42 protein-coding genes are annotated in these 23,326 nt (G+C 66.8%); 9 read left to right on the top strand and 33 right to left on the bottom strand.

Annotated features, from left to right (window positions below):
- Nucleotides 1–33 precede the first annotated feature (33 nt).
- The 21 genes from MA876_RS00475 to MA876_RS00375 form a co-directional block, all read right to left on the bottom strand.
- Nucleotides 34–402 (bottom strand): hypothetical protein, encoded by a 369-nt coding sequence (locus MA876_RS00475; protein ID WP_248144948.1) that lies wholly within the window; start codon nucleotides 400–402, stop codon nucleotides 34–36.
- A complete protein-coding gene (locus MA876_RS00470; protein WP_248144946.1) occupies nucleotides 402–1,121 on the bottom strand; it encodes a hypothetical protein in 720 nt (239 codons plus the stop codon). Before MA876_RS00470 ends, MA876_RS00475 begins: the two co-directional genes overlap by 1 nt.
- On the bottom strand, nucleotides 1,106–1,507 hold the full coding sequence (locus tag MA876_RS00465) for a hypothetical protein (protein ID WP_248144944.1): 402 nt from the start codon (nucleotides 1,505–1,507) through the stop codon (nucleotides 1,106–1,108). The genes MA876_RS00470 and MA876_RS00465 overlap by 16 nt, the downstream gene beginning before the upstream one ends.
- Nucleotides 1,504–1,830 (bottom strand): hypothetical protein, encoded by a 327-nt coding sequence (locus MA876_RS00460; RefSeq protein WP_248144942.1) that lies wholly within the window; start codon nucleotides 1,828–1,830, stop codon nucleotides 1,504–1,506. Before MA876_RS00460 ends, MA876_RS00465 begins: the two co-directional genes overlap by 4 nt.
- Nucleotides 1,827–2,180, bottom strand: a complete 354-nt coding sequence (locus MA876_RS00455) for a hypothetical protein (protein ID WP_248144939.1) — start codon at nucleotides 2,178–2,180, stop codon at nucleotides 1,827–1,829. The genes MA876_RS00460 and MA876_RS00455 overlap by 4 nt, the downstream gene beginning before the upstream one ends.
- Entirely contained in the window at nucleotides 2,177–2,473 is a 297-nt protein-coding gene (locus MA876_RS00450) for a hypothetical protein (RefSeq protein ID WP_248144937.1), read from the bottom strand. Before MA876_RS00450 ends, MA876_RS00455 begins: the two co-directional genes overlap by 4 nt.
- Nucleotides 2,470–2,727 carry a hypothetical protein gene (locus MA876_RS00445; protein ID WP_248144935.1) on the bottom strand — a complete coding sequence of 86 codons (258 nt, stop codon included), beginning with the start codon at nucleotides 2,725–2,727 and terminating at the stop codon, nucleotides 2,470–2,472. The genes MA876_RS00450 and MA876_RS00445 overlap by 4 nt, the downstream gene beginning before the upstream one ends.
- On the bottom strand, nucleotides 2,724–4,451 hold the full coding sequence (locus tag MA876_RS00440; protein ID WP_248144933.1) for a DNA cytosine methyltransferase: 1,728 nt from the start codon (nucleotides 4,449–4,451) through the stop codon (nucleotides 2,724–2,726). The genes MA876_RS00445 and MA876_RS00440 overlap by 4 nt, the downstream gene beginning before the upstream one ends.
- Nucleotides 4,448–4,786, bottom strand: a complete 339-nt coding sequence (locus MA876_RS00435) for a hypothetical protein (protein ID WP_248144931.1) — start codon at nucleotides 4,784–4,786, stop codon at nucleotides 4,448–4,450. The genes MA876_RS00440 and MA876_RS00435 overlap by 4 nt, the downstream gene beginning before the upstream one ends.
- The gene (locus MA876_RS00430; RefSeq protein WP_248144929.1) at nucleotides 4,783–5,421 is read right to left on the bottom strand and encodes a hypothetical protein; all 639 of its coding nucleotides are present in this window, start codon (nucleotides 5,419–5,421) and stop codon (nucleotides 4,783–4,785) included. Before MA876_RS00430 ends, MA876_RS00435 begins: the two co-directional genes overlap by 4 nt.
- The gene (locus MA876_RS00425; RefSeq protein ID WP_248144928.1) at nucleotides 5,421–5,717 is read right to left on the bottom strand and encodes a hypothetical protein; all 297 of its coding nucleotides are present in this window, start codon (nucleotides 5,715–5,717) and stop codon (nucleotides 5,421–5,423) included. The genes MA876_RS00430 and MA876_RS00425 overlap by 1 nt, the downstream gene beginning before the upstream one ends.
- A gap of 106 nt (nucleotides 5,718–5,823) precedes the next feature.
- Entirely contained in the window at nucleotides 5,824–6,204 is a 381-nt protein-coding gene (locus tag MA876_RS00420) for a hypothetical protein (protein WP_248144927.1), read from the bottom strand.
- An 86-nt stretch (nucleotides 6,205–6,290) separates the two neighbouring features.
- Complete coding sequence (locus MA876_RS00415; protein ID WP_248144926.1) at nucleotides 6,291–6,563, bottom strand: hypothetical protein; 273 nt, start codon at nucleotides 6,561–6,563, stop codon at nucleotides 6,291–6,293.
- Nucleotides 6,560–7,372, bottom strand: coding sequence for a recombinase RecT (locus tag MA876_RS00410; protein WP_248144925.1), 813 nt, complete (start codon nucleotides 7,370–7,372; stop codon nucleotides 6,560–6,562). The genes MA876_RS00415 and MA876_RS00410 overlap by 4 nt, the downstream gene beginning before the upstream one ends.
- Nucleotides 7,369–7,845 (bottom strand): hypothetical protein, encoded by a 477-nt coding sequence (locus MA876_RS00405; protein WP_248144924.1) that lies wholly within the window; start codon nucleotides 7,843–7,845, stop codon nucleotides 7,369–7,371. Before MA876_RS00405 ends, MA876_RS00410 begins: the two co-directional genes overlap by 4 nt.
- A complete protein-coding gene (locus MA876_RS00400) occupies nucleotides 7,842–8,789 on the bottom strand; it encodes a YqaJ viral recombinase family nuclease (RefSeq protein WP_248144923.1) in 948 nt (315 codons plus the stop codon). Before MA876_RS00400 ends, MA876_RS00405 begins: the two co-directional genes overlap by 4 nt.
- Nucleotides 8,786–9,373, bottom strand: coding sequence for a hypothetical protein (locus MA876_RS00395; protein ID WP_248144922.1), 588 nt, complete (start codon nucleotides 9,371–9,373; stop codon nucleotides 8,786–8,788). Before MA876_RS00395 ends, MA876_RS00400 begins: the two co-directional genes overlap by 4 nt.
- The gene (locus MA876_RS00390; protein WP_248144920.1) at nucleotides 9,370–9,732 is read right to left on the bottom strand and encodes a hypothetical protein; all 363 of its coding nucleotides are present in this window, start codon (nucleotides 9,730–9,732) and stop codon (nucleotides 9,370–9,372) included. The genes MA876_RS00395 and MA876_RS00390 overlap by 4 nt, the downstream gene beginning before the upstream one ends.
- The gene (locus MA876_RS00385; RefSeq protein WP_248144918.1) at nucleotides 9,729–10,088 is read right to left on the bottom strand and encodes a hypothetical protein; all 360 of its coding nucleotides are present in this window, start codon (nucleotides 10,086–10,088) and stop codon (nucleotides 9,729–9,731) included. The genes MA876_RS00390 and MA876_RS00385 overlap by 4 nt, the downstream gene beginning before the upstream one ends.
- 58 nt (nucleotides 10,089–10,146) lie before the next feature.
- Nucleotides 10,147–10,356 (bottom strand): helix-turn-helix transcriptional regulator, encoded by a 210-nt coding sequence (locus MA876_RS00380; protein WP_275561502.1) that lies wholly within the window; start codon nucleotides 10,354–10,356, stop codon nucleotides 10,147–10,149.
- Entirely contained in the window at nucleotides 10,356–10,580 is a 225-nt protein-coding gene (locus tag MA876_RS00375) for a helix-turn-helix domain-containing protein (RefSeq protein WP_248144914.1), read from the bottom strand. Before MA876_RS00375 ends, MA876_RS00380 begins: the two co-directional genes overlap by 1 nt.
- A gap of 86 nt (nucleotides 10,581–10,666) precedes the next feature.
- Between MA876_RS00375 and MA876_RS00370 the strand changes: the two genes are divergently transcribed.
- From MA876_RS00370 to MA876_RS00355, 4 genes are all read left to right on the top strand, one after another.
- Entirely contained in the window at nucleotides 10,667–11,041 is a 375-nt protein-coding gene (locus tag MA876_RS00370; protein WP_248144912.1) for a hypothetical protein, read from the top strand.
- Complete coding sequence (locus MA876_RS00365) at nucleotides 11,038–11,487, top strand: ImmA/IrrE family metallo-endopeptidase (RefSeq protein ID WP_248144910.1); 450 nt, start codon at nucleotides 11,038–11,040, stop codon at nucleotides 11,485–11,487. Before MA876_RS00370 ends, MA876_RS00365 begins: the two co-directional genes overlap by 4 nt.
- 104 nt (nucleotides 11,488–11,591) lie before the next feature.
- A complete protein-coding gene (locus tag MA876_RS19190) occupies nucleotides 11,592–12,707 on the top strand; it encodes a tyrosine-type recombinase/integrase (protein ID WP_248144908.1) in 1,116 nt (371 codons plus the stop codon).
- A gap of 155 nt (nucleotides 12,708–12,862) precedes the next feature.
- Nucleotides 12,863–13,015 (top strand): hypothetical protein, encoded by a 153-nt coding sequence (locus MA876_RS00355; RefSeq protein ID WP_248145045.1) that lies wholly within the window; start codon nucleotides 12,863–12,865, stop codon nucleotides 13,013–13,015.
- A gap of 192 nt (nucleotides 13,016–13,207) precedes the next feature.
- Here MA876_RS00355 and MA876_RS00350 read toward each other — a convergent pair whose 3' ends face one another.
- Nucleotides 13,208–13,414 (bottom strand): DUF3263 domain-containing protein, encoded by a 207-nt coding sequence (locus MA876_RS00350; protein WP_248145043.1) that lies wholly within the window; start codon nucleotides 13,412–13,414, stop codon nucleotides 13,208–13,210.
- Between the two features lie 72 nt (nucleotides 13,415–13,486).
- Here MA876_RS00350 and MA876_RS00345 point away from each other — a divergent pair, with 72 nt between their 5' ends.
- The 5 genes from MA876_RS00345 to MA876_RS00325 all read left to right on the top strand — a co-directional run bounded on the left by MA876_RS00345 (nucleotide 13,487) and on the right by MA876_RS00325 (nucleotide 16,174).
- The gene (locus MA876_RS00345) at nucleotides 13,487–14,023 is read left to right on the top strand and encodes a hypothetical protein (protein ID WP_248145042.1); all 537 of its coding nucleotides are present in this window, start codon (nucleotides 13,487–13,489) and stop codon (nucleotides 14,021–14,023) included.
- A gap of 94 nt (nucleotides 14,024–14,117) precedes the next feature.
- Nucleotides 14,118–14,300, top strand: a complete 183-nt coding sequence (locus MA876_RS00340; RefSeq protein ID WP_248145039.1) for a hypothetical protein — start codon at nucleotides 14,118–14,120, stop codon at nucleotides 14,298–14,300.
- Between the two features lie 64 nt (nucleotides 14,301–14,364).
- Entirely contained in the window at nucleotides 14,365–14,724 is a 360-nt protein-coding gene (locus MA876_RS00335; RefSeq protein ID WP_248145037.1) for a hypothetical protein, read from the top strand.
- 51 nt (nucleotides 14,725–14,775) lie between these two features.
- Nucleotides 14,776–15,429 (top strand): hypothetical protein, encoded by a 654-nt coding sequence (locus MA876_RS00330; RefSeq protein ID WP_248145035.1) that lies wholly within the window; start codon nucleotides 14,776–14,778, stop codon nucleotides 15,427–15,429.
- Between the two features lie 106 nt (nucleotides 15,430–15,535).
- On the top strand, nucleotides 15,536–16,174 hold the full coding sequence (locus tag MA876_RS00325; RefSeq protein ID WP_248145033.1) for a hypothetical protein: 639 nt from the start codon (nucleotides 15,536–15,538) through the stop codon (nucleotides 16,172–16,174).
- A gap of 34 nt (nucleotides 16,175–16,208) precedes the next feature.
- Here the strand turns inward: MA876_RS00325 and MA876_RS00320 are convergent, their stop codons facing one another.
- The 11 genes from MA876_RS00320 to MA876_RS00270 all read right to left on the bottom strand — a co-directional run bounded on the left by MA876_RS00320 (nucleotide 16,209) and on the right by MA876_RS00270 (nucleotide 23,254).
- The gene (locus MA876_RS00320) at nucleotides 16,209–16,496 is read right to left on the bottom strand and encodes a hypothetical protein (RefSeq protein WP_248145031.1); all 288 of its coding nucleotides are present in this window, start codon (nucleotides 16,494–16,496) and stop codon (nucleotides 16,209–16,211) included.
- Between the two features lie 16 nt (nucleotides 16,497–16,512).
- Nucleotides 16,513–17,199, bottom strand: a complete 687-nt coding sequence (locus MA876_RS00315; protein ID WP_248145030.1) for a LamG-like jellyroll fold domain-containing protein — start codon at nucleotides 17,197–17,199, stop codon at nucleotides 16,513–16,515.
- Nucleotides 17,196–17,579: a hypothetical protein gene (locus MA876_RS00310; protein ID WP_248145027.1), complete on the bottom strand. Its 384-nt coding sequence runs from the start codon at nucleotides 17,577–17,579 to the stop codon at nucleotides 17,196–17,198. Before MA876_RS00310 ends, MA876_RS00315 begins: the two co-directional genes overlap by 4 nt.
- A 4-nt stretch (nucleotides 17,580–17,583) precedes the next feature.
- Nucleotides 17,584–18,381, bottom strand: coding sequence for a hypothetical protein (locus MA876_RS00305; RefSeq protein WP_248145026.1), 798 nt, complete (start codon nucleotides 18,379–18,381; stop codon nucleotides 17,584–17,586).
- Between the two features lie 12 nt (nucleotides 18,382–18,393).
- Nucleotides 18,394–18,744, bottom strand: coding sequence for a hypothetical protein (locus tag MA876_RS00300; RefSeq protein ID WP_248145024.1), 351 nt, complete (start codon nucleotides 18,742–18,744; stop codon nucleotides 18,394–18,396).
- Nucleotides 18,741–19,076 carry a hypothetical protein gene (locus MA876_RS00295; protein ID WP_248145022.1) on the bottom strand — a complete coding sequence of 112 codons (336 nt, stop codon included), beginning with the start codon at nucleotides 19,074–19,076 and terminating at the stop codon, nucleotides 18,741–18,743. Before MA876_RS00295 ends, MA876_RS00300 begins: the two co-directional genes overlap by 4 nt.
- A 112-nt stretch (nucleotides 19,077–19,188) precedes the next feature.
- Nucleotides 19,189–19,641, bottom strand: coding sequence for a hypothetical protein (locus MA876_RS00290; RefSeq protein ID WP_248145020.1), 453 nt, complete (start codon nucleotides 19,639–19,641; stop codon nucleotides 19,189–19,191).
- Nucleotides 19,642–19,654: 13 nt separating this feature from the next.
- Nucleotides 19,655–20,185: a hypothetical protein gene (locus tag MA876_RS00285; protein ID WP_248145018.1), complete on the bottom strand. Its 531-nt coding sequence runs from the start codon at nucleotides 20,183–20,185 to the stop codon at nucleotides 19,655–19,657.
- Complete coding sequence (locus tag MA876_RS00280) at nucleotides 20,182–20,991, bottom strand: M15 family metallopeptidase domain-containing protein (protein ID WP_248145016.1); 810 nt, start codon at nucleotides 20,989–20,991, stop codon at nucleotides 20,182–20,184. The genes MA876_RS00285 and MA876_RS00280 overlap by 4 nt, the downstream gene beginning before the upstream one ends.
- Nucleotides 20,991–22,133: a hypothetical protein gene (locus MA876_RS00275; protein ID WP_248145014.1), complete on the bottom strand. Its 1,143-nt coding sequence runs from the start codon at nucleotides 22,131–22,133 to the stop codon at nucleotides 20,991–20,993. Before MA876_RS00275 ends, MA876_RS00280 begins: the two co-directional genes overlap by 1 nt.
- A 17-nt stretch (nucleotides 22,134–22,150) precedes the next feature.
- On the bottom strand, nucleotides 22,151–23,254 hold the full coding sequence (locus MA876_RS00270; RefSeq protein WP_248145012.1) for a hypothetical protein: 1,104 nt from the start codon (nucleotides 23,252–23,254) through the stop codon (nucleotides 22,151–22,153).
- Nucleotides 23,255–23,326 lie beyond the last annotated feature (72 nt).

The raw sequence follows: 23,326 nt of genomic DNA, 5'->3' as shown, positions 1-23,326 counted from the left end.
GGAAGCACGCGACCGTGGAAGCCAGGAACTCGATCACGCCGACCTCCGCTCGTTCGCACCCCAGCGGAGCTCCCACGCGGACACCGTCGACCGTGCGATGCGCCGGGAGAGGTCGTGGCGGCCGCGGCGCTCCGCTGCCCTCTGCAGCGCCTCGAGCGAGCCGTGCACCTGCTCGAGCGCCAACCCCGCCGGCACGCCGCCGTCCAGCAACCACTCGAGCTCCTGCAGCGTCTCCTCGACCGACATCGCCTTCTCCGTCGCCTTCTCGGCGCGCAGCACGATGATCGAAGCGTCGAAGTCCTCGTCGAGGTCTAGAGCAGACGCCGGCCACAGGAAACCGCCGAAGGTGTGCAACTGTCGCCAGTGCGTCCGCTCGCGCTCGGCCCACGGTTCGAGATCCATCACGCCACCTCCGCGGCGAGCGCTGCGCACTTCTCGCACGGCATCGGCCACTCAGGGTGCGTCGGGCACGTCGCCTCGCGACGGACGATCGGCGTCGGCTTGTTCTTCGCAGCGACGCGGGCCGCCTCGAATGCCATGCGCGCCGACCCGCAGCCCCGGCAGGCCTTCTCGGTGCCATGGGGGTGCTTCGAGCAGAACGGCGAGAGAGGCGCCGGCGGCGCGCTCTCTACCTCGCCAGAGGTAGAGAGGGTCGGGTCGGGACGGGTCGGGTCGGGTCGGGACGGGATAGACGGGACAAGAACGTCCGTCCCGTAGGCGTCACGCGGTTGTCCCGCGTCTGTCCCAGCGGGACGCGCGGCCTCTTTCGCGGCCTTCTTCGCACGCCACTCCGCCTTGCGGAGCCGCTCCTGCTCGCGCTTCTCCTCGAGCCCCTCGCGGGTCGGCTGATACTCGGCCCAGTTCGCGAACTGGATGCCGTCCTCAGCTTCCTCCCACAGCCCCGCCTCGAGCAGCGCGTCGATGAGCTCCTGCGTCGCACCCCACTCGTCGAGCATGTAGCCGGGCACGTGGCCGTCGAGCTCCTCGGCGCCCGACCAAGAACCGGCGGTGGTCCACAGTCCGATCGCGGGGAAGCGGAGGCGGCGAGGGATCGACACGACCTTGCGGGACGCATGGAACCCGTCGTCGACCTTGAACCACACCATCAGCTGTTCCTCCATTCGAGGTACTGCTCGCCATAAACGGCGTGCATCATGTCGAGGGCGACGACCGCGGGAATCCACACCCGCCGCGGTCCTTCGAGCCGGTACCAGGCCTGCTCGAATGAGTAGAAGACCGGCACAAGTCCGGGGTCGTCGACCCACTTCCGGACCTTCCAGCCGTTGATCAGCGCGAGTCGCTGGAACTTCGCGTCGGCCTCCGCCTTCCAGTTGCAGGTCGCGCAGAGCGTGAGGCTGTCGTCGAGCGTGGGGCGTTCCTTCGAGCCGCCCGCGCCGGTTGCCCGCCGATGCTGATGCGTCAGTTGGTAGGTCAGCCCGCACGCGGCGCAGCAGAACTGATCGCGCTCGTACATGAGCTCACGGTTCTTCGCAGTCGGGGCGGTCATAGCGGCACCACCTCGAACACCTCACGGTAGGTCTTCCCCTTCACCGACGTCTTGCACTCCACGCAGTACGGCGACTTCATCGCGGCGAGGATCACGAGCGCGCGCTGCTTTTGGTCGGCGACGTGGAAGTCGCAGAACGGGAACGGGTGGCGGCAGCACCGCATCAGGACGGCCCAGTGGGCGGGTGACTCGCACGCCGCGGCAGTGCACGGCACGACGTCGCCGAGGTCGCTCACGAGCTCGTCGAACGTCTCGCGCTCTTCGGCGGCGAACATCCCGAAGCGGGTGATCTCCCGCTCCTCCTGGATGGACGGCGCGCTCATGACGCCGCCTCAGCCTTCTTGCGACCGCCGGACTTCGCGCCGTGCGCCGGGAGCCCCATCTTTCGGAGCCGCCGAGACAGGTTCGCCTGACTGAGGCCGAGCTTCTTCGCGATCGCCCCGTCGGTCATCTGCGCTGCGTGCATGTGGCGTATCGCCTCGAGCATGTCCTCGGAGTAGTGCTGCCGGTACTTGCGGGGCGCATCGGGCGGCCGGGGTCCGCCATTCAGCGCGCGGTCGACGTCGCGTTCGATTAGGCGGTGCACCTGCGTGCCGTTCTTCTCCGCGATCTTCGCGAGTCGCCGGTAGCTCTCGGCGGTGAAGTAGCAGGTGACGGGGACGAGGTCGCTCATCGGTACATCTCCGCTTCCCTCTGCGCGGCCCACTGCCGCTCGAACTCGACGAACGGCATCCGCGGGTGCTCCGCCCAGTGCTCGATGAGCTCCTCGGACGCCCACCGGTAGGCGCGGATCGCGGGGCCCATGAACAGCGACAGAGGGTCGATGCCCTTCTTGCGGCCCTCCGCGTTCACGAGGCGGTCGTTGGTCGCAGCCGCGGCCCGCTCGTACTTCGCGTACAGCACCTCGTCGTACGCCTGCCGGCACTCCCGCCATGCGGCGAAGCCATCGGTGATCAGGAGGCTCATCGGAAGCTCACCGCCTTGAGCGCGTCGTCACGCCACTCCTTGTGCTCGCCACGGTTCTTCGAGCAGAGCCCGAACTCATCGAGCTCGAGAGCACGCTGCCCACACAGTGCGCACGTGGGGGAGCCCTTCTGCAGCTCGTCGGCGCGCGCCATCGCGGCGATGTTCACCTGGCGCACCCGTTCCTGCTGTGACGGGTCGAGGGACCAGCCCTTCTCGCCAGAGAAGGACCAGCCGCCGTCCGGCATGTCGCTCATGTCGCCACCGCCAGCAGGAACTCGGCGACCGCGTGCCCGAGGTCGCGCGCTGCGGGCGGCGTGACCGCGTTGCCCGCCTGCTTCACCTTGTCGCGCTTCGACCCGACGAGGTGATAGTCCGCGGCGAAGCCCATACCGAGCTGGATCTCGTGCGGCTCGAGCATCCGAAATCCTGCATCGTCGACGTCCAGCGAGATCGGCACCCCCGGCTCGATGAGGGACTGATGCCCGCCCGTGGTGAGCGTGCGCAGCGGCTCGGTCACGGGTGTCGACATCTCCGCGCCGCCCTCGTTGTTCCGCATGACGAGGGCATGGTGATTGCCCTCAGCCGAGACCGTGTCGATCGGGTGCGACGTCGGCTTTGCGACCCCGTGATTGCGAAGCGGGACGAGTAGCCCGGTCTCGTTGCGGGTCGACTGTGTGCGCAGCGGGTCCGCGACGGATGCCGCGGACTTTCCCTCGCGCCCCTCAACAGGGATCAGGAGTGAGGCGTGAGTGCCGCCCGCGACGATCGAGGGCAACACCTCCGACACCGGCTCCGACCGCGAGGCATCAGCTCCGCTGACGTTGTTCACGATGAGCGGCTGCGCCACGAACATCGACCCCGACGCCGTGAGCGCGCCCAGCGCCTCCGTGCTCGGCTTCGCGGGCGTGACGTTCCCCTCTCCGCGCACGATCAGCGGCGGGACGGCGAGACCGTGCTCGGCGGTGCCTGTCTGCAGTGGGAGAGGCTGATCGGTCGGCCACGCGCGGAGATAGCCCGACCCGGTCGTGACCCCGTCGTACGTGTTGCCCGCGGCCGCCGCGACGAACGGCTTCCAGTGACGTTCGATTCCGCGCCGGATCCGCTCGCGGGTCTTCTCGGCCAGGGGCTTCGCGCGATCGCCGATGCGGGGTGCCGGGAGCGACCAGTCGATGATCGACTCGGCGGCGAGCCAGCCCGGCTCGATGACCTGCCAGCACTGCGGGCACCGGTAGAGGTACTGCGCGCGATAGCGGCCCCACTGCTCGGCCTTCTTGAACGCCTGCACCGCCTGCACCTCGCCGTGCGTCGGGCACACCGCCATCGGCCGCGTCCACTTCCCCACGTTCGGCCCCGGGCGCTCAGCGGATGCGAGGTCCTCACGCCACATCACGATGTACATGCGGTCACGGGACTGCGGGGCCGGCAGGCCGCCGATCTGCGCGTGCATGCTGTTCAGCCAGACGAACTGCATCCGGTAGCCGAGCGCGCGCATCGCCATCTGCCACGCCTCGAACTGATCCCACCGGTACGCGTCGACGACGTTCTCGAGGATGATCGCCATGTAGCGGTGGTGCTCAGCGAATCGCGGGATGTCCCACATCGTCGCCCGTGAGCGGTTTGCGGCTTCGTCGGGCAGCGGGCGGGTGCCGTCGAGCTCGAACAGTGCCTGATCCTGCTGGCGCTGACGCTTGATGCCCTTCGCGATCGAGTGGTTCGTGCACTCCGGCGATCCCCACAGGACGTGGGTCTTCGGGAAGTACGCCGGGTTGACCTGCGAGATGTCGGCCTGCGAGTGGTCCGTGTCGGGGTGGTTGATCTGGTGAGACTCGATCGCCGTCGCCCAGTGGTTCGCGGCGATGACGACTCTGTAGCCCGCCTCGACGAGCCCCGAGGACGAGCCCCCAGCGCCGCAGAACAGGTCGGTCACAGTCAGTCCGTTCCACGGAACGGACGGCATCCGGTATCCGACGGCGCTCATACTGTCTCCTCGAGCAGTGCGAGAAGGCCCGGCTCGGGCTCCGGTGTCGGGATCGGGGTGAACGTCGGCTTACCGAACGCCCACTCGACGGTGTGCGTCGGTTCAACGTCGCCGCCGAACCGGAACATCGCGAACGCGGCGAGCACCTGGTCGACAGTGTCGGGCGGGCAGGACTGCTGGATCTCGAGGAACGGGGGAGCGTACTCGGGTGCGAGGTTCATTTCGGCGAGGCAGAAGGCGACGTCGCGCCCGGCGATCCGCTCGCCCTCGGTCCAGAACTGCACGTAGCGGCGGCCGGAGTCCGTCGTGCCGGCGAGGACGATCGGGGCGGTCATGACAGCCACTCCAGGCGCGCGAGGCCGACAACATCCCACGGGCCCTCGCCGACACCGGTCCCGCCGGGGAAGGGGTCGTGTGCGAGCTCGCCGGTCCGCACGGAGACCAGCACCGAGTGGTTCCACGCTCCGCGCGGGCTCGCGGCTGTCAGGATCACCCGGTCGGGCGCGTTTGCGGCTTCGTCAGCCGAGTAGAACCGCTGGAACCAGCCCTCCTCCGGACGCCGCCAGCATCCGAGCGTCCAGCCCGGCAGCGTCTCGCGCACCCACGCGACCGACGCGTCCCACCACTCGAGCGTCCCCTCGGTGGGATAGAGGTGCGCGAAGTGCGGCACATCGGCGATCGGCACCTCGAGCAGCGACGCGAGGCAGGCGCGCCAGCAGTCGCCGGGGATCACGTCCTCGCCGCGATGATAGGCGGCCGTCGTGTCCGTGTACTCCTGCAGCTGCTCACGGAGCGACACCGCGCGCCTGCAGAGTTTCTCCGGCCCATGGGCGCGGCGAGCTTCCTCGACCGCGGCCTTCACGCTCTGCGGCTCCTCGCACACCCACTGCTCGCAGGTGCGACACCAGGCGTTGTGCTTCGCGCGACCATTGACGACGACGAGACGCATCTGAGGGAACGAGAGTGGCATCAGTCGACCTCGCTCGGGTCGGCGACCTCTACCTCGACGGGAATGCCGTCAGTCATCGACTCGGGGATGGTGACGACCGCTTCCGGGCGAAGCGGGACGAACGAGGCCTTCGGGATTCGGAGGACGACCTTCACGACGACCGTGCCGGGCTTCGGCTTCGCGGGACGATTCTGCGTCATCGCGACCACGCGGCCGCCCTGGATCGCATCGGCCGTGTCGCGGCGGTTCTGCGGCGTCCATCGGTTGTAGTCCGGCTCGACCTGCAGGTACGCCGGCGCTTCGATGTAGGCGTTCATGCGTCGTAGTCCTTCCGCTTGGACTCCTGCGCCTCGTACCAGGCGTCGTAGGCGTTGTGCTCGCGCTCGCTCGCGTCGTCCGCGGGAGGGAACATCACCGAGGGGCTCATGCCGCGGCCTCCGCGAGCGTCCACAGGTGCGCGGGGTTTCCGAGGTCAGACGGCCGGGTCTCGTCGAGGCGGACGAACGTGTGCGAACGCACCGACTCCCGCACCGACTGCCCGGAGCCCTCGTTGAGGACCGTGCGGACCCGCTCGTGCGAGCAGAAGAAGCCGTGCTCGGTGCGGAGGCGCGTCCAGATCTCGTCGGCCGTCAGCGGCTCACCGGCGGCATGCAGCGCCTTCTCGATCGCCTGGAGGGTGGGGATGCGCTTCACTGCGCGGTCGGCGGCGATGTGCGACGTCAGCGGGTCAGTCCGGCGGACGTTCGGGGATTCGGGGTAGACGGTTGGTATCTGCCGCTCGTCTGCGGCACTCTGGGTGTGCATCTGTCGGTCCTTCGCTTGAACGGTGGGGTGTCGAATGTGATGTGCAGGGGCTGATCCGTGAGCAAGACGGATCAGCCCCGTCTATGTCAGGAGGAGATCCGGGTGAGAATCCCCTCGAGAAGTCGCCGAATGTGGGGCAGGGAGTAGTCGGCATCGGGGTCGTTCATCTCGTTGCCGACGTAGCCGAGCTGCATCTCGTACGCGTCGTCGAACCAGACCGACATCGTGTTTGCCCACGCCTCGAGGAAGGTCGCCTGCTCCTCTGAACTCGCGTCCGCGATGTGCGCGCCGAGCTCGGTCCAGTCGATCGACACCTTCACTGAGACGCCCGGGGTGGCCGTCTGCGCGTAGTCGCTCATCGGTTCCCCTCCGCGATCTCTTCGGGGGTCTGCTGCAGCGGGTCGCCCTCCTGGACGACGACGACTTCGGGCTCGTCGTCGACGCGGGTGATCTCGACCTCGTCGAGCCCCTTCAGCTGCTGCACCTTCGCTTCGTCGGCTTCGAGCGCGCGTCCCAGGTCGGTCGACTTTGGAAGGAACTTCGCGAGCGCGCGAACCGCAGTCTTCTTGACCATCTCGTCTTCGTTGGTCTTCCACGGGGTCGACTGCCAGTAGGACGGGCGGCGGTCGATGACCTGTGTGCGGGTGAGGTAGACCCAGGTCGTGCCGCCGGCCCGCATCTTGGCGGTCGCGACGACGCCGATCCAGTCCCTGGTCTCCTCGAAGTCCTGCGGGACCCAGTCGTAGAACATGCCCCGCTCGGCGTTCGCGCCGTAGGAGAACTGGTCGCCACGGCGGACGAGGAACGCCTGCACGTTCGACACGAACTCGGAGCGGAGCGCGAGCTTGATGAAGCCCTGGTATCCGATGATCGGGAGGCAGATCTGCCGGCCCTTGTCCTTCCGCGGCGTGAGGTAGAACTCACCGAGCCCGGACCCGATCTCGAGGCGCAGCTGCGCGGCGAGCATCACACCGCCGAGGAGCGTCTTCGGGTCGGCGGCCATGAGATCGGGAGACTTCCCGATCTCCGAGAGCACGGCACGGACGAACGCGGCCGAGTTCATCGCCCCGCCGAGCTGCTTCTCGATCGCGGGCAGCTGCGCCTCGACGAGATCCTTCATCGTCGGGTTCTTCTTGGCCGCGACGGCGGCCTGGGAGAGGTCGGTCATGCTGCCACCAGCCCCGCCGCGACGATCGGGTCTGCGCAGACGTACTCGTAGATCGGCTCGTCGACGGTGACCTTCTTGAGGTTCGCGAGCGCCTCGGGCTCGAACCGCTCAACCTTCTTCGTGCCGACCTGGACGCGCTCGCATGTTCCGGAGTGGAAGTTGATCTCCCAGGCGATCCCGGTCGACGTGACGCCGCGCGCGAGCATTTCGGGCTTGCCGCCGTATTCCGCCTTGCGTGTGACTGCCGTGTCGGGGTAGCGCTCGAGGAACGCGTTGACCTTCGCTTCGCGGTCGGCGTCAGACATCCACTTGCCGTTGGCGTCGCGATAATCGATCGACAGGTCGATCGCTGCTCCGGAGGTGCCGCGATTGGCGTAGTCGTCATGGAACATGACGTAGGTGACGGTGAGGCCCACGCTTTCGACGCGCTTCGTGACCATGTCGGCGGCGAGGTACTTCTGGTAGAGGTTCACTTGCTGGTCTCCTTTGGCTTGATGGTTCGCATGACTCGGAACGGGGAACCCTGCGACGTGTACGCCGCCGCGAGGTCGGGGTGCTCGCGCTTGAGCGCCGCGGCGTCGAACGACTGGCGGCCCTTCTGCGTCTTGAAGGTCAGGACCTTCCGCCCCTTGTGGGTGAGGGTGTCGGCGGTGCCCATGTAGTTGCCGATCGCGAGCTTCAGCGCGTCGGCCTCCTGCCGCATCGCCTCGATGTCGGACTCGAGGATCGCGCGCCGCTCCACGGCTTCCATGGCGGCTTCGGATGCTTCGATCGGAACCTCGGTGGTGATGTACACCTCGTTGAGCTCCGAGAGGGTGTGCGGCTCGGGGGCGACATGCGCGCGCACGTTCCCGTCCCAGAACTGCTGCACCGCGGGGAGGAGGTGCTCGTTGATGAACCGGTCGTCGCGGGGCTCCCAGAACAGGCGGAACTCCCGACCTCCGATCCACACGACGACCGCGGCGCGCGGGGTCCCGGCGACCGCCATTTCTGCCTGCACCTGCACGCGGATGTCTGTCGGGATGCCCTCGTCCCAGTGGTGGCCGGCGTAGTGGTGTGCGGTCTTGAACTGCCACGTCATGAACGGCTGTCCCGAGATCCGATCGAACGATGCATGCAGATACGGGTGCTCGTTGGAGCGGGCCATGAAGCCAGGGGCGAGCTCGACGTCGAGGCCGGAGAACTCGTGCACCCAGGCTTCGATGATCGGCTCCGACTGGTGGCCGATCCAGCCGAGCAGCGGATCGAACGCGCGGTCGACGCCCAGCTTGTGCTTGTACACGTCGAGGGGCGTGTTGCCGTACGACGAGAGACCCATGACCGCCGGGACCTCGGACGCGCCGACCGACTTCCGCCGCTCCCGCTCCCACTCGGGAGTGTCGGGCTTCACGTTGACGACCGTGTAGCCGGTGCTCATGACATGTCCTTTCGAGTCGGGTTGGGGTCGGGGGTGATCCAGAATTCGCTGCGGAATGCGCCGATGCCCCAGAGCCAGACGCCCAGCGCGACGAGCCCCGTGAGGAACAGCCCAGTCGGCTCGAGCGGAGGGATGACTATGTCCGCGGCGATGTACAGCACGCCGGCGACGAAGCAGAGCCAGGCGACGACGACACGGACGATCGGCCACACGCGGCGCAGGAGCATCCCAAGGGGGCTCTGCTTCACCGCGTCGCCGTAACGACTCCACAGCAGTGCGATGCCGGCGGCGATCGCGAGGATCGCGAGGAACGCGATGCCGCCCAGCTCTGGTCCCGGCCCGGTCTCCGCGATCTCATCCGGCAGCGGATGACAGGTAACCTGCAGCGTCTCGGCGTCCTGCGACAGGATGCCGTCCGGGCATTCGGGGATGACGATCTCCGTCGGCTCACCCGGAGGCGTCGTCGGCGTGTAACCGCCCGTCTTGACGCAGATGATCTCTGGCGTCGACAGCTTCATCTGCTGCTCACCAGGAGCGCACGACGGCACCGGGATCGGCGAGTGACCGCCGTCCGCGGGGATCATGCCGCACCCCGATCCTCAGGCGAGAGAAGCGTCCGCGAACCACAGCAGCGGGACAGCTCATCCGGGCCGAGCGCTTCCGTGTGCCCACCGCACGAGCGGCACTCGCCGAACGCGCGGTGATCCTCACAGGTGCGACAGGTGTCCGGGCAGGTGTCGATGTGCTCGGCGCGACCAGCGGCTGACATCCGGCTCCACGTGAGCGACTTCTGCTTCTTCCGACTGCGGTTCGCCCAGAAGCGGGACTCCGCCTCGTTGGACGCCACCACTCCGCCCATCGCGTCGAGGATCGAGCGACCGTTCGCGGCGTGATCCACCGCCGCTACGGGAGCGGGGACGGCGACGATAACCTCGGCGCTCACAGCTCCACCGCCTCGATGCGCTCCGTCACGTCGAGAGGTCGACGGATCTCGTGCACGTTCGTGAGCTGCTCACGGACCTTCGCCAGAGCCTCGCGCTCGATCTCCGCGGCCTCGCTGGCGGCCTTCTCGATCGTGAGGTTCCATGCCTCTAGCGGCGACGGCAGCTCTCGCATCGCCTCGATCACGGCCTCGAGGGCGAAGATCGCGGTCTGTGCGAGAGAGCGGACCATCACCGGGTCGTTGTACTCGGTGTGGGTCGTGTACCACTCGGCCGATTCCACCCGGCCCCTGGCCAGGCGGAGCGAGTCGACCACTGTCGCTCGCGTGTCAGCGGGTATCGTTGTCTTCTGAGCCACGGTGTTGGCTCCTTTCTTGTGTGATGCGGCCCGGTTGCCCCCGGGCCGTGTCCTTTTGTCAGGCACCCCGTCGGATCGGGGTGACGTTGGATTCCGGCTCCTGAGCGTCGATCCATGCCTCGACGACCTCGGGCTTCCAGCGGAGGTACTTGCCGACCTTGATCGCCGGCGGCCCGTAGGGGATCGGCCGGGAACGCCACTGGTACACGGTCTTCACGGACACGCCGAGCAGCGCGGCCATGTCTGTGACGCTGAGAAGTCGGCCCATCACGCCACGGCCTCTGCGTCGGCCAACAGCCCGTCGAGCGAGGTCTCGAAGACGATTGCGATTCGGTCGAGATCATCCACATCCCAGGTCGTGGCGCCCGACATCCGCCGGCTGACCCAAAACGGCGAAACGCCGAGGCGCTCAGCCAGCCAGGAGGCGGGCCGATTGCGTGCCGCGAGGTGTAGCCGGATCGACTTCGTCGCTGAATCCTGAGAGCTTGGCATATCCAAAGCTTTGCATAACCCAAGGTTCTCCGCAACAAAGAATTGGCAATTGCCTAGAGTGTTGCGAATATGCCAAGATCATGGCTATGGCAGACAAGTTCCCACCTATGAGCGACTTCGCCGTTGCCTTCTCCGCTGAGTTCCGAGGCTTCATGAAAGCCAACAAGGTGACGGGCGCTGAACTGGCGACGCGACTCGGCCGGAACGAGGGCTACGTATCCGAGCGCTCGAACGGGAAGCGCGCCGTCGACACAAACGATGTCGACGCACTCGCCTCGCTTGTTAGCGGATGGTCGGGTAAAGACCTGATGTACGAACTGGCTCGGAGAACGCGCGCCGCACTTGAGACCCCAAACAACGTGGTCGCGGTGGACTTCACTGTCCCTGCCTCCGGTGAGAATGCGATGGCCGCGCACAGAAGATCGAAGCGCGACGATGGACACCTGCCGGAGGAGCCGTGACCAATCAGACGTTTGCGGTGCTTGACGCGCTGGGAGTGAAGGTCAAGTACGTCCAGATGCCACCGGATCGCGATGGCGAGTACGACCATCGTCGACAGCTCATTCGAGTGCAGATGGGACTGCCGGAGCGCGCCCACCGTTCCGTGCTGGCGCACGAATGCGCTCACGCTGTCTTTGCCGACGTGCCTAGCATGTTCGGGCCGGTCAATCGCAAGCAGGAGCGACGTGCGGACGAATGGGCTGCCCTCCACCTGATCGACATTGAGTCGTACAAGCGCGCCGAGGTCATCCATCACGGTCACTCCGAGGCGATGGCGGTGGAGCTCAACGTCTTGCTCGAGCTTGTTGAGGCCTATCAACGCACGCTGCAGCGCATCGACGACACGGTCTACCTACGTCCGCGGATGGGTGCCGGCCAGTGGGCGCATCGAGAGCAGGTGGCATGATGGCTCGCCCGCCGCTGCCGATCGGCACCTGGGGCGCCATCCGCCGAAAAGAAGTCTCATCGCGGCAATGGGTCGCCTACGCGCGATTCCGCGATTACGACGGCGTGACGCGGATCGTGGAGCGTGCCGGCGCCTCTGGCGCTAAGGCGGAGACCACTCTCAAGGAAGCCCTGCTCGAGCGAGCGAGAGTGCACGGCGATGACATCAATGCAGACTCGCGGGTCAAGACTGTCGCAGAGCAGTGGTTCCAGGACGAGATCGCCGGCGCGAAGGCGTACAACACTGAGCGCCGCTACCGAGAAGTGCTCGACCTCATGGTCTTGCCGGGAATGGGCATGCTGGCACTCAGAGAGGTCTCCGTCGCGCGGTGCGACCGATTCCTGAAGACGACCGCCAACTCGCACGGTCCCTCCGCGGCGAAGCACGCAAAGACAGTGCTCTCCGGCGTGCTCGGCCTCGCCACTCGTCTCGGAGCGCTCGGAGCCAACCCGATCCGAGACGTCGCGCCGGTGCGGGTGCAAAGGAAGGAGGTCGAGGCGCTCAGCCTCAGCGCAGTTCAGGCGATGCGCGTGCAGCTGTACGCCGATGCGGATGCAGTCGCTAGGGACATCCCGCACGGCGTCGACTTCATGCTCGGAACGAGCGCGCGCATCGGGGAAGCGCTCGCGATCCGATGGCGCGATCTTGACCTCGACGCGCCAGTGCCCACCGTCTCGATTCGCGCGACAGTGATCTTCGTCAAGGGCCGCGGGATGATCATCCAGGAGCACCCGAAGACGTCCTCGTCTCGCCGCGTGGTTCCGCTGCCAGAGTTCGTCGCTCGGAGCCTTCGCATCCGGAAGTTGGAGGCGCGGCATCCGGATCTCGTCTTCGCGTCAGCGCGAGCCAAGGTCCGCGACCCGAACAACTTCCGCAAGGGGTGGGACGCTTTCAAGATGCGGGCCGGGTACGAGTGGGTGCACCCGCACGTGTTCCGGAAGACTGCAGCCGCGCTGGTGAAGGATCCTGAGCTTGCCGCTGGGCTGCTGGGGCATGCCGACTCACGGGTGACCAAGGCGCACTACCTGCCGCGAACAACCCTCGCGCCCGACGTCCGCGATCTGCTGGAGGCGATGGGGGCGCGGCCATCGGATACCCATCGGAATCAGAGGGAAGTAACACCGATCACAGGGAAGAACCGAGCATCAGTGCGCGCGTTCGAGGCTGATCAGACGGCATAAGAGAGCAAAGCCGGGATGAGTAGGGATACACCGGTTGAGACTCGTGAGGTCGCGGGTTCAAGCCCCGCTCCCGCTACAAAACACTGGGAGGTCGGGCCTTCCGATCGCCGCATCCCATCGCTTACCCATCGTTTTCCGCGCAATAGGATGCAGGCATGGATCTGTGGAGCTACATCATCGCGACCGTAATCTTGGGCGCACTGGGGCTGGTCGTCCTGTACTTCGTGATCAAGATGGCGGTGAGGAACGCTCTCATCGATGATCGCCTGTTCCAGGCGAAGGTAGAGAAGATGCGTGAGCGGCGGTAGATCCGCAGTCGCAGGCGGCCGGTCCACTCCCAACCGATCGCTCTGACCCGCACCAAATGCAGCGGTCCGAGTACCACGAGCGAACGTAGATCGCTAGCGCTTCCGCAATGCACTCATCCATGGTCGGAGGTCGACCTTCGCGGACGTAAGCGCGCGACGTGAGCTCGTCAAACCTCTCGGAGTCCGGCTGCATCATGGGCCCAATTGTCGCCACCCGCGACGACTCACGCGATGAGCGGTTATGGCATCGTGCTCCTGCCCTTCGAGTGACGCGGCCGCGCGCTGCAGGAGCAGGTAGTACCGTGCCGGCGTGAGCCCTCGATCGCGGATCGCCGTCTCCTTGCGTGTGCTGTGACGTGGCCATGCGCGCTCGAAGTCGAGCAACTCCCCAGTCCCCATCGCATCATCCTGCATGCGGCATCCGACATCTACGCTCGTGCCTCAGGTGCTGCCGCCGATATGCTCGCGCCCATGGGGACCGAGATCAAGGATGTTCAAACGACCAAGCCGACTGTGGACGAAGTGCGTCCGCCTCGCTGGCCGAAGTGGTTGACGGAGCCGATGACGAAGTACATCGCGGTCGGCGTCGTAGCGCTCGTCATCGGGATCGGTCTCACGTCGCTCGTCTTCGCACCACGGCTGATGTCGGCCAACGAGTATGCCGACGGCATCGAGCAGGAGCTCGAGCGCGCGGAGACGGGGCTCAGCGCGGCACAGTCTGGGCGGGACGCTGCGGAGGAGCGTTACGAGCAACTGGAGGAAGAGATGCGGGGCGCCGGTGACGAACTGGCGGAGCGCGAGGCAGCTCTTGAAGCTGCCGAGGCCACCCTCGCTGAGGACAAGGCGGAGGTTGAGTCTCGCGAGTCTGCCGTGTTCGACCGGGAGAGCGCCGCCGACTGGTGGATCCTGCAGGTGCGCGAGTGCCTGGCGCGAAGCGGCGCTGACCGAGTTGCGACCGTGACGGAGGGCAACCTGATCGGCCGCGACATCACCTGCTACACGACCTGACATCAGAAGAACGGGCCCTCCCAGGTGTTTCGCCATGGGGGGCGTTCGTCGTTGAGCATACGTCCGTGGAGGTCGTAGCGGTACCGTGACCGTCATGAATCCACTGCTGCTCAGCGTGGTGCACACGGCGCACACGGTCGACTCGCTCGAGCTCGCTCTCGACGCCGCTCACAAGGCGCTCGACGATGCCATCGCCGCTGCAATCGCCGGCGGTGTCACGGTCGCGGAGATCGAGGAAGCATCCGGCGTCGAGGTCACCCGACCCGATCGCGCCTGATCATGTCGGCGCCCACCGGGTAGCCTGGATATCCTCTCGGCCGGAGGAAGGAACCCGGCCCGAGGTGACGAAGAACCGCCGCTACGAAGCGCACTACGACCGGCTCAACGACGAGAAGATCGCGCAGGCCGCGGCCGGCGGCAGGCTCGTCACGCTCCCCCGGCAGGCGTACGGTCCACAGCCGATCGAGTGGTCGAAGGACAAACCGCCCGTGTGGGCGTGGGTGTCCTGGTCCGACGGTCCCGCGACGCGCATCGAAGCGTTCGCCGCCGGATGGAACGACCGGGTCGTGATCGTCGAATGGGAAGCGCAGGGAGGGCGGCGCGACACTGTCGTGTGGCGCAACGCCGTCACGAAACGGACAAATGTCCCCCGAAGAGAGGACAGAAATCAACAGCCTGCGCATAGCCGGCTTGTGTCATAGTTACATCAGGAGCCGCGAACCCCCTCGCTGCTCTCAACCTGGGGAGGCGAGTTGAGTGACGATCATGCGACCCAACCGGACGAATCGCCGGACATTCCCGAAGATCCCCGCGGTGCCGTCGGGGCTCCGATCGGTTCTGCTGAACCCGGATCTGCAGATGCAGGACCTGGTCGACCAGATGAACAACCAAGAGCCGATCCCGACGACGCCGATCACGAAGGTGTCGGCGAGCTCGATCGCGATCAGGGAGACTCGCCTGGCGAGCTAAAGCACGTCACTCCGCAGGTTGTTGCGGAGCTCATCGAGACCGCTGTCGAGAGCGCTGTTGAGGGTGCGGTTCGCGAGGCTGTTCAGGTCTTCGGCGAGAGCTTCTCGGGGCCCGTTCCGCAGGCGAAGGATCTTCACGAATACTCGCCCGATCAGCAGGAACGCATCATGCGCATGGCTGAGGCGCCGAGGACGGATGAATCGAAGCGTCGCGACCTTGTTGTCCAGGCGGGGATCGACAGCAACAAGCGGTCCGCGATCATCCAGCCCGCATTGTTCGTCATCTGCCTTGCTGGATCGGCGGTCTCCTTCTGGGTCTTCCAGAACAACATCGCAGGAACCGTGTTCCTGAGCTACCCGGTCCTCAACTTCCTCGCTGGCGTTCGATGGAACCTGTCGCGCCGCGGGAAAGAGACGAAGCAAGAGGACGAGATCTAGAGGCGTTCTCACGCCGAAATCGCCCCTCCCCAGCTGTGAGCCTGTGGCTCATGCCGGAGAGGGGCGGTTCGTGTGTACGTTTCAGGTGTGAGCATATTGTGATCGCATGCTCGAAGTGTGGGCCGGATGGGTCTGGCCGATCATGGTGTTCCTTGCTGGCGCAGGTGTAGGCGCGTTCGCGAGCTTCTGGTACTCGGTCGTTGCACGGATCGGGCGGATAACCGTGCTCGGGAGCAGCGGCACCCTGGAGGAGTACGAAGTCGCGTTGAAGCTTGAGCCCGCGTGGCTGGGATTCCCCAGCTGGAGGATCAATGTCGCGCGCGAGCCAGCACTGCAATGCAGCGCGTGGATCGAAGGGCGTGGCGGGGCAATGCTGCAATACCTCCCATGGTTTACCTCCATGGGAGAGCCGATCGAAGGAACCGTCGACTTCGGACCCGTCAGCGAGTGGCGCGTTCGAATCGACGCCTCGACGATGGGCGGTAAAGAGAGGTTGAAAGGTCGCGTGGGCCGCCGCCCGAAGAGGCGCGATCGCCGAGATATGACCATCGTCATCGACATGCGATACGGTCGCCGCTCCCGCCTCCGGTACCTCACTCGCATCACCCCGTGGGGATGGGAGCTCCGTTTTCAGAAACGCTGGACTCGACGGGCTTGGAGCAAGAGCTGGTCCTACGTCGACCGAGTGGTGATCTGGCACCAGCACCGAGCCCTCGCTCGAGCAGCGAGGAAGGCGGGGCGCTGAAACGACGAAGCGCCCCCATCCGCGCAGCCGAAGCTCAGTTGACGCCGACGAGTTGCTTGGCCCAGAAGAAGAAGTCGTTAGCCTGCGCCTGTGTGCTCTGTCCGTTGGCGATCTTGCCGAGGTTGTCGAGGTCGGTGAACGCCGACTTCAGGATCGCGACCTCGCTGGCGTCGTATCCGAGGTTGATGAGGTCCTGCTCGGTCATGGTGTCGAGTAGTGCGCGGAAGCGGGTGGCGTGCGCGAGCGTGTCGCGCAGTTGCAGCGCGATAGATCCGGCGCGCTGGTCGAAGTCCTGCTTCGTGCGTGAGAATCCGATGGCCATGTGTGTCTCCTTCAGGTCAGGGGGTGATCGAGTCCCAGGCAGCACCTTCGGCGGCCGACTGGGCGCGGTCGAAGATACGGAGGCTGTCGGCGTAGACGAGGGTGGAGCCGCCGTCGTTGCCGCCCATCTCGATCGCGAGTGTGGACTGTGGGGGGCGGGATAGGCCGGTCGCGGTTCCGAGAAGGGTGCCGTCTCGGTAGAACAGGACGGACGTGCCGTTGCGGACGATCGCGAACTTGTGGCCGTTGGTGTCGGCGGTTCCGAAGTTGCCGTTGTAGAGCGTCGACCAGCCGGTCGGGTTCTGCACGACACCACGCAGCACGCCCGCGGTGTCGACGCGGAGGTCGCACCAGATGTCGGCGTAGGCGTCGTCGGCGACCGCGAACAGGAACCTGGTCGTCGGTGCGGTGAGGTTCGCGGCGCGCGCCCAGCAGCGCACTGTCCATGTGGAGGTGGAAGCCGGAAGCCCCAATCCCCAGACTCCCGCGGCGATCCCGTCAGCGATGCTCGTGACGACACCGCCCGAGCCGCCGTCCCCGCCGCTCGCTGACCAGCCGAAGACGTCGGCGTTCGGTGCGGCGTTGCCGGACATGTCCGCCGACACGACGCCCGTCTGCTCGTTGAAGGGGTACTCAGCGAGCGGCGGGCTCCCGAGCGACGACCGCACAGCGATCGCCCCACGGCGTGCGAGGAGGAGGCTCACGCGAGGTCACCCACCAGCACCCACTCATTCGTCGCACGCTTGCGGATCGAGGCGGCGCTGTACTGGGCACGGAGAGCGAGAAGACCGCCCGCGGTGCGGATCGTCACACCAGATCCCGCGACGACCGTGACCGCCCCGGAGCCGAGCCGCAGCAACTCAATGACCGTGCCGACCGGGAACGCGGCGGTCGAGTTCGGGGGGACCGTGATGGTCCGCGCGGAGGCGTTCGACATCGACACGGCGTTGCCGCCGTCGGCGAGGACGAGGGTGTAGTTCGCGGTCTGCGCGCTCTCGGTGACGAGCTTGGCGGCGGCGATGTCGGCGACCGTGACGACGTCGGTCGACCCGGATGCTGCCGCACCGACCTGCTTCCGTGCCACGAGCTCAGCCCGTGACGACGACGCGGTACTGGTTCGTCGTCGGCGCGACCGCGAACGTCAGCGTCACGACGCTCGTCGACGTGAGCACGACGTCGCATTCCACCTCGACGCCGCTGGAGATCTCGTACACGGCGACGGTGACGTCGAGGGTGCCGAGGCTGTGGGTGATGGTCGCGGACGTCGAGCCGCTGGGGACGTTGACGGCGTACTTCACCGCGACGCCCAGCGACCGCAGATCGGCGATCGAAACGGCGAGCTCGGTCGCGTCGATCGTCAGACCGCCGCCCGCCTTGAGGTCGACGGAGAACGACGACCCGGACAGGTCGAGACCGTCGCCGGCCGTGTAGGTCGCGCCGGATCCGCCGAGCTGGGTGAACGTCAGCGCCGTCGTGCCGACCGTGATGGCACCGTCAGTGGTGAGGATGAAGACCTTGTCGCCGTTGACGGTGCCCGCTTCGACGGGGATCGATGCGGCCGCGGTCACCTCGACGCTGTCGTCGAAGTCCGCCGCGCGCGACCAGGCGCCAGCTGCGACGACGTAGATGCCGTTGTTTGCGCCCGTCGACTGATCCTTCACCAGCACCCGGTCGGCCGCTGAGAGCGCGACACCGTCGATGGTCTGCGTGCCCGACAGGGTGATGTTCGCCGTCGTCGCGACGCGGACGGAGTTCTTCCAGTCCAGGCCGCGGGCGATCGCGTCGAGCTGCGCCTTCGTGACCGCGTCGGCGGGGGCGGTGCCGTCGGCGAGGTTGGTGATCTTCTGCGACGCGACGTCGATCCCGGTAAGGAACTTCTTCGCCATGAGTGCCTGCTCTCAGTTCAGGACCGCGAGGCCCGTGGTCGGTGTGGGGAAGCTGACCGTGACGGTTGTCGTGGTGGCGGTGACGTCGGCTTCGACCTGCTCGCCGTCGACGTAGAGCGTCACGGCGGGGATGCGGCCGAACGTGTGCGGGATCACCCACGACGCGGACGGGACCATCTGCGCGTGCGTCGCGCCAGCGGCGGGTGGGTTCTGCTCGAGGTAGTCGGCGACGGCCGCGGCGATCGCTTCCGGCGAGCCGCCCGATGGGCCTCGCTGTCCCGTGGCCACCTCGACAATGACTGTGGGGGTGGCGATGACCTCGACCACAGGCGCTTCGACGAGAACCTCGACGACTTCGCTCATCGCGTTACGTCGTTCCGCCACGCGGTACGGAACCGCACGAACGTTCTGGGGTCATCGTCGACTGTCTCGACCGCCTGGATGTCCGCGATCCCATCGCCGCCCATTTCTCGCGTCTGGGCTCCCGTCGCACGGACAGTGATCTCGCCCGCGACCGCGTGGCTTGTGTCGACGGCGAGGTCGACGGTGCGGGTGCCGGCTCGCCACTGAGACTTCCAGTCGATCCACGCCGACAGGTCCTCGGGGGTGGTCTCGTTGGACTTGAACCGGAAGGTCTGCGCCCAGCCGTCGCCGGCGTACACCTCGACAGGGGTGGCGTAGTTCGGGACAGGCATGATTCTCCTTCACGATCGGAGGACGAACACGGTGACGATGGTGACCGCGAGCAGCAGATCCAGATCCCACAGTGCGAGATCGAGGAGGACCCACTGCTCGCGGGTCATGGCATCAGAAGTCGGGCAGCGACGTGACGTCGAAGGAGCCGTCAGGGTTCTCGCGTGCGGGCGTCGGCGACGGCGTGATGTACAGGGCCGCGAGGAGCGCCGCGGCAATCGCGAGCACATCCGAGAGGGTCTGCAGTGCGTTCTCCGCCTGCACCGGCGTGAAGTAGCCCAGGGTCGTCAGAGCGGGGGCGACGAAGCCGCCGAGCGTGTAGATCGCCGCGCGGCCGCCACGCTGGAACCAGGTCGCGGCGTCCTGCCACGTGAGGTTCGCGAGCATCAGCAGACCGGCGAGGACCTGCAGCGCCGCCTGGATGATGATGAGCCACGGCTCGATCGCGGACTGCTCGACGACGCCGAGCCGCTGCAGGAGCGGGAGCAGCGCGAGAGCGACGGCGTAGAGCGCGACGCGGCGGCCGGCGGTGAACCAGTCGCGGATGGGCGTGAGGAACTTCTTCACGATGACCTCCTGGTCAGTTGGGGATGTCGTTCTCGGTGATGGTTTGCTGCTCGCGAGCTGCACGGAGACTGCGGCGGGTGGTGGTCGCCTCGAGCGGTTCGGGATTGAGCGTGGACTCGAGGTCGGCGCGAAGCTTCGCGTCAGCGGCGCGGAGCTGCTCATCTGAGTCGGTGAGTTCGGCGACCCGGTCGTAGAGCCCGCGGACACCGAGCTCGAGCCGCTCGGTCGTGTTCTCGACCCGCTTGAGCCCGTCGTTCATTGACGTGCCACCGTTCGGGTGCAGCTCGTGATAGATCCCGTCGACCTTCTTCGCGAGCTCCTCGTGCCGGTTGTCCGACCGCTCGATGAACGACGGAAGCCCCTGCACCGACACGAGGATCGCAGCCGACTGGATGATCCCTCGCGCGAGTGCAACGACGGTCCGCCAGCCCTTCTTGTAGATGAAGAGCACCGCGGCGACGACCGCGGCGACGATGAGGATCAGGTCCCACAGTGAGACGGCGTCGAGCCACGCGACGAGCCAGGGTGGGGCGTCGAGGTTCACCCGCCCGCCAGGACTTTGGCGCACGCAGCCTTGATGACGTCCGCCGCGCCCTTGCTCGTCGCGAACGCCGGGCCGGTGTCGTGCGATGCGCGCAGGTTCGCCAGATAGCCGTCGGTGAACGGCGTGTCATTGGCGCCGTTCGTGAACTCCACGTTGAACCCCGACCCCGCGTTGTAGACGAGTGCCGTGTACGTGGGCTTGGGGCTGGTGGTGTCGTTGCGGTACGTCGCAAGCGAGTTCTTCGGCATGTCGTCGTCCTCCTCGGACTGTGGTTCAGGTTCTGGATTTGGTTCGAAGGTGTTCGAGCCGCTGCCCGCCCACGATGGGATCGCCCACGGGTCACCCGTGAACTCGATGTGCCACAGCTCGCCCGGCACCCGCTGGGTCGCGAACCGCCACTTGGCGCAGAGCGCGGCGAAGATCGCCCACGCCTCACGCTCGGTGCGGGCGAGGTCGCGCCAGTTGGCGACGTCGACGGCACCGTACGCACCGTGCGGCGACGTGCCCGGCTTCGCGGCCTTCGGCTTCCCCGGGCGCCGCTTCCACCAGCGGCCGCCCCAGTAGTACTCGTACCCGGCGACGGGGAGGACGTGCGCGGTGTAGTTGTCGCGCAGGTACTGCTCTTGCGCGGCGAGCGGCCGATAGCCGTTCCACCCGCCCGTGATCCGAAGCGTCACGCCGTACGATGCCCGGGCCTCACCCACAAGACCCTGCCAGTGCGCATTCACACCCGGCAGCAGGTAGTGCTCCGGGCCGATGTAGACGAGCTGCCCGAGCGGGACCTGACCGTTTCCGTATCCGCCCATCACGCCACCTTCAGCTTCCTCGGCACGGCGAACAGCTCGAGCGTCGCGTCACCGGTCTCGGGCAACACATAGGGCGACAGGTCGACCCAGTCCTCACCCCACGTGGTGGTTCCGTTGTTGACCCAGCGGCGGAAGTAGATGCCCATGCCCTCGCGGATCGGCCAGGTGCGGCCGACACAGCGGATCGACTCGGGGAAGATCACCCCGCCTCGATAGCGAACCTGGTTGGCGATGTTGAACACACCCTGCTCGGGCGCGTACACCCAGACGGAATCTCCGACACCGACGTGCATGCCGACGTCGTACGCGTCCACGCTCGCGCGGAACTCGCGGTGCCCGTAGCGGACCTTGCCCCACTCAGCGGTAGCGAGGCCGAGCGCGTCCGCCGAGGCGGTGATCTGGCTGTCCTCGGTGATGCGGCGGATCTCTGCGCTCGTGCCGTCCGGCTCCCGGAACGGGACGTCGGCCGCGGCGACCGTCAACCCGCCCTGCTCCACGGACGTGGTGCCGGAGCCGTAGTACAGCATCCGCGACCGTTCCCAGTCCTCGAGGTCCTCCGACAGCGACAGGTCGCCGACGAGGCCCGTGAGGTGAAGCTCGCGACTGCCCTCACCGCGGCGGGAGACGACAACCGTCTTCGGGGTCGTGACGAACAACTGCGCGCGCGTGCCGACGTCGAGGGTGAAGTTCGGACGCACCCGCCACTCGCCACCGAAGAACGCGCACACCTCGTCGAGCGCGGCACGCACCGTCACCGCCTTGAAGTCCTTCGTGTAGGACCCGCCGCCAGCCGCTGGGGTGATGCCCGCATTCAAGTAGGTCGGGAGCAGCGCCGTCGCCCACGTCGCAAACGTCGTCGGTGTGCTCAGCGGCGCGATGACCGTGCCCTGGTTGTTGTCCGTGCCGAGCTGGCCGACGATGCCGTCACCGGAGACGCGGGTGCGCCGTTCACGGCCCGTGAGTCGACCCGAGAAGCGCGCGTTCGCGAGGATCGCAGCCGTGCCGACGTCGCGCATCGGCAGCCGGGTTGGGGTGACGACGATCGTCCCGAACCCCTGCCCCTGCACGAGCGGCCGGCACAGCTCCACGACGTGCCGCGGCGACTCATCCCGCAGGGTGAAGTCGACTCGCCCCGGCGCCATGTGGCGTTCCTGCACTGTCACGGGACGACCACCGACTGCCGCTGCTCTGACGCCCAGAAGTACGACGCGATCGCCTCGGCGGCGGTGTCCGGGGAGCTGGACAGCATGGCACCGAACCCGAGAGGGAACTCCTGGTTCACGGACGTGGGACTGAACTTCCCCGAGGCGACGCCGATCGCCACTGGTGAGGCGAAAAGCGCCGACCCGCTCGTGACCGCGGTGATGATGCCACCGTTCGTCTGCGACGATGTCGCCATTGTCGACTCGACCTTCGGCGCTCCGTAGGAGCTCACCATGTGCGCGGACACCATCCGGTCACCGCGCCGCAGATTGAACGTCACCTCGACGTTGCCGAGGATGATCGTCGGCGATGCCTGAATGTGTGCGCGGACACGGATCGCGACCGCCTCGGGACTGTTGCGCAGCACCACGAGGGACTTCGTCCGAAGGTAGATGTCGTTGACCGTGGGGAAGAACTCGACTGTCGGCAGACCGGCTACCGTGATCCGCCACACCCATCGCGGAGACAGCGGATTCGTCATCGCCGACTCGAACGTCACCAGATCGTTCGACAGCTTCACGGATGAGCCCAGATGCACGCCCGCGGGGCGGCCCGTCTGCACGACATCGGGGGTCGACAGCAGGTCATCCGTGAACAGGATCGTCGCCGCGCCGTTGTAGAAGTCCTCCGGCTCGCACATGTACAGCCACGAGCACGCCCCATCGAACCGGGATGCCGAGCCTGTCTGCACCGATGCCGCGCCGCGATCCTGGTCCTCGATCCGCATGAACGTGGACCCACTCGCCGCATGCTCGACGAAGTCCGTCGCGCCGCTCGGGAACCCGATCGACCTGGGCGCGGCCGTCGTGATCCCGTGCGCGTTCGTCCGGATCGCGCCCACCGACGCGATCTCGATCAGCGGCGCCTGAAAGTTCAGCACCCGCTCGAGCTCGAGCTCGGCGTACACGACGCCGTCGAAGTAGGCGGCAGCGTGCGGTGTCACCGATGCGCCCAGCAGCCGGTAGTAGCCGTCACGGCTGGAGTCCTCGTCGGACACCAAGGGGAGGAACAGCTCGTCGGGATTGTCGACGTACCCGAGGATCTGCTGACGAAGAATCACCGCATCAGCGAACGCGCCGACCTTCGTCTCCAGGCCCACCGTGACGCGAGACCCTCGGTCCTGCCACGACGT

It is taken from the genome of Microbacterium aoyamense (assembly GCF_023155855.1).
Taxonomy (GTDB): Bacteria; Actinomycetota; Actinomycetes; order Actinomycetales; family Microbacteriaceae; genus Microbacterium; species Microbacterium aoyamense.
This window is presented reverse-complemented; position numbering and strand designations above follow the sequence as displayed.

Coding starts and splice junctions, on each gene's coding strand:
- MA876_RS00475 (WP_248144948.1), bottom strand. CDS start 402: ATGGATCTCGAACCGTGGGCCGAGCGCGAGCGGACGCACTGGCGACAG.
- MA876_RS00470 (WP_248144946.1), bottom strand. CDS start 1,121: ATGGAGGAACAGCTGATGGTGTGGTTCAAGGTCGACGACGGGTTCCAT.
- MA876_RS00465 (WP_248144944.1), bottom strand. CDS start 1,507: ATGACCGCCCCGACTGCGAAGAACCGTGAGCTCATGTACGAGCGCGAT.
- MA876_RS00460 (WP_248144942.1), bottom strand. CDS start 1,830: ATGAGCGCGCCGTCCATCCAGGAGGAGCGGGAGATCACCCGCTTCGGG.
- MA876_RS00455 (WP_248144939.1), bottom strand. CDS start 2,180: ATGAGCGACCTCGTCCCCGTCACCTGCTACTTCACCGCCGAGAGCTAC.
- MA876_RS00450 (WP_248144937.1), bottom strand. CDS start 2,473: ATGAGCCTCCTGATCACCGATGGCTTCGCCGCATGGCGGGAGTGCCGG.
- MA876_RS00445 (WP_248144935.1), bottom strand. CDS start 2,727: ATGAGCGACATGCCGGACGGCGGCTGGTCCTTCTCTGGCGAGAAGGGC.
- MA876_RS00440 (WP_248144933.1), bottom strand. CDS start 4,451: ATGAGCGCCGTCGGATACCGGATGCCGTCCGTTCCGTGGAACGGACTG.
- MA876_RS00435 (WP_248144931.1), bottom strand. CDS start 4,786: ATGACCGCCCCGATCGTCCTCGCCGGCACGACGGACTCCGGCCGCCGC.
- MA876_RS00430 (WP_248144929.1), bottom strand. CDS start 5,421: ATGCCACTCTCGTTCCCTCAGATGCGTCTCGTCGTCGTCAATGGTCGC.
- MA876_RS00425 (WP_248144928.1), bottom strand. CDS start 5,717: ATGAACGCCTACATCGAAGCGCCGGCGTACCTGCAGGTCGAGCCGGAC.
- MA876_RS00420 (WP_248144927.1), bottom strand. CDS start 6,204: ATGCACACCCAGAGTGCCGCAGACGAGCGGCAGATACCAACCGTCTAC.
- MA876_RS00415 (WP_248144926.1), bottom strand. CDS start 6,563: ATGAGCGACTACGCGCAGACGGCCACCCCGGGCGTCTCAGTGAAGGTG.
- MA876_RS00410 (WP_248144925.1), bottom strand. CDS start 7,372: ATGACCGACCTCTCCCAGGCCGCCGTCGCGGCCAAGAAGAACCCGACG.
- MA876_RS00400 (WP_248144923.1), bottom strand. CDS start 8,789: ATGAGCACCGGCTACACGGTCGTCAACGTGAAGCCCGACACTCCCGAG.
- MA876_RS00395 (WP_248144922.1), bottom strand. CDS start 9,373: ATGATCCCCGCGGACGGCGGTCACTCGCCGATCCCGGTGCCGTCGTGC.
- MA876_RS00380 (WP_275561502.1), bottom strand. CDS start 10,356: ATGGGCCGACTTCTCAGCGTCACAGACATGGCCGCGCTGCTCGGCGTG.
- MA876_RS00375 (WP_248144914.1), bottom strand. CDS start 10,580: ATGCCAAGCTCTCAGGATTCAGCGACGAAGTCGATCCGGCTACACCTC.
- MA876_RS00370 (WP_248144912.1), top strand. CDS start 10,667: ATGGCAGACAAGTTCCCACCTATGAGCGACTTCGCCGTTGCCTTCTCC.
- MA876_RS00355 (WP_248145045.1), top strand. CDS start 12,863: ATGGATCTGTGGAGCTACATCATCGCGACCGTAATCTTGGGCGCACTG.
- MA876_RS00350 (WP_248145043.1), bottom strand. CDS start 13,414: ATGGGGACTGGGGAGTTGCTCGACTTCGAGCGCGCATGGCCACGTCAC.
- MA876_RS00345 (WP_248145042.1), top strand. CDS start 13,487: ATGGGGACCGAGATCAAGGATGTTCAAACGACCAAGCCGACTGTGGAC.
- MA876_RS00340 (WP_248145039.1), top strand. CDS start 14,118: ATGAATCCACTGCTGCTCAGCGTGGTGCACACGGCGCACACGGTCGAC.
- MA876_RS00325 (WP_248145033.1), top strand. CDS start 15,536: ATGCTCGAAGTGTGGGCCGGATGGGTCTGGCCGATCATGGTGTTCCTT.
- MA876_RS00320 (WP_248145031.1), bottom strand. CDS start 16,496: ATGGCCATCGGATTCTCACGCACGAAGCAGGACTTCGACCAGCGCGCC.
- MA876_RS00305 (WP_248145026.1), bottom strand. CDS start 18,381: ATGGCGAAGAAGTTCCTTACCGGGATCGACGTCGCGTCGCAGAAGATC.
- MA876_RS00300 (WP_248145024.1), bottom strand. CDS start 18,744: ATGAGCGAAGTCGTCGAGGTTCTCGTCGAAGCGCCTGTGGTCGAGGTC.
- MA876_RS00295 (WP_248145022.1), bottom strand. CDS start 19,076: ATGCCTGTCCCGAACTACGCCACCCCTGTCGAGGTGTACGCCGGCGAC.
- MA876_RS00280 (WP_248145016.1), bottom strand. CDS start 20,991: ATGGGCGGATACGGAAACGGTCAGGTCCCGCTCGGGCAGCTCGTCTAC.
- MA876_RS00275 (WP_248145014.1), bottom strand. CDS start 22,133: ATGGCGCCGGGGCGAGTCGACTTCACCCTGCGGGATGAGTCGCCGCGG.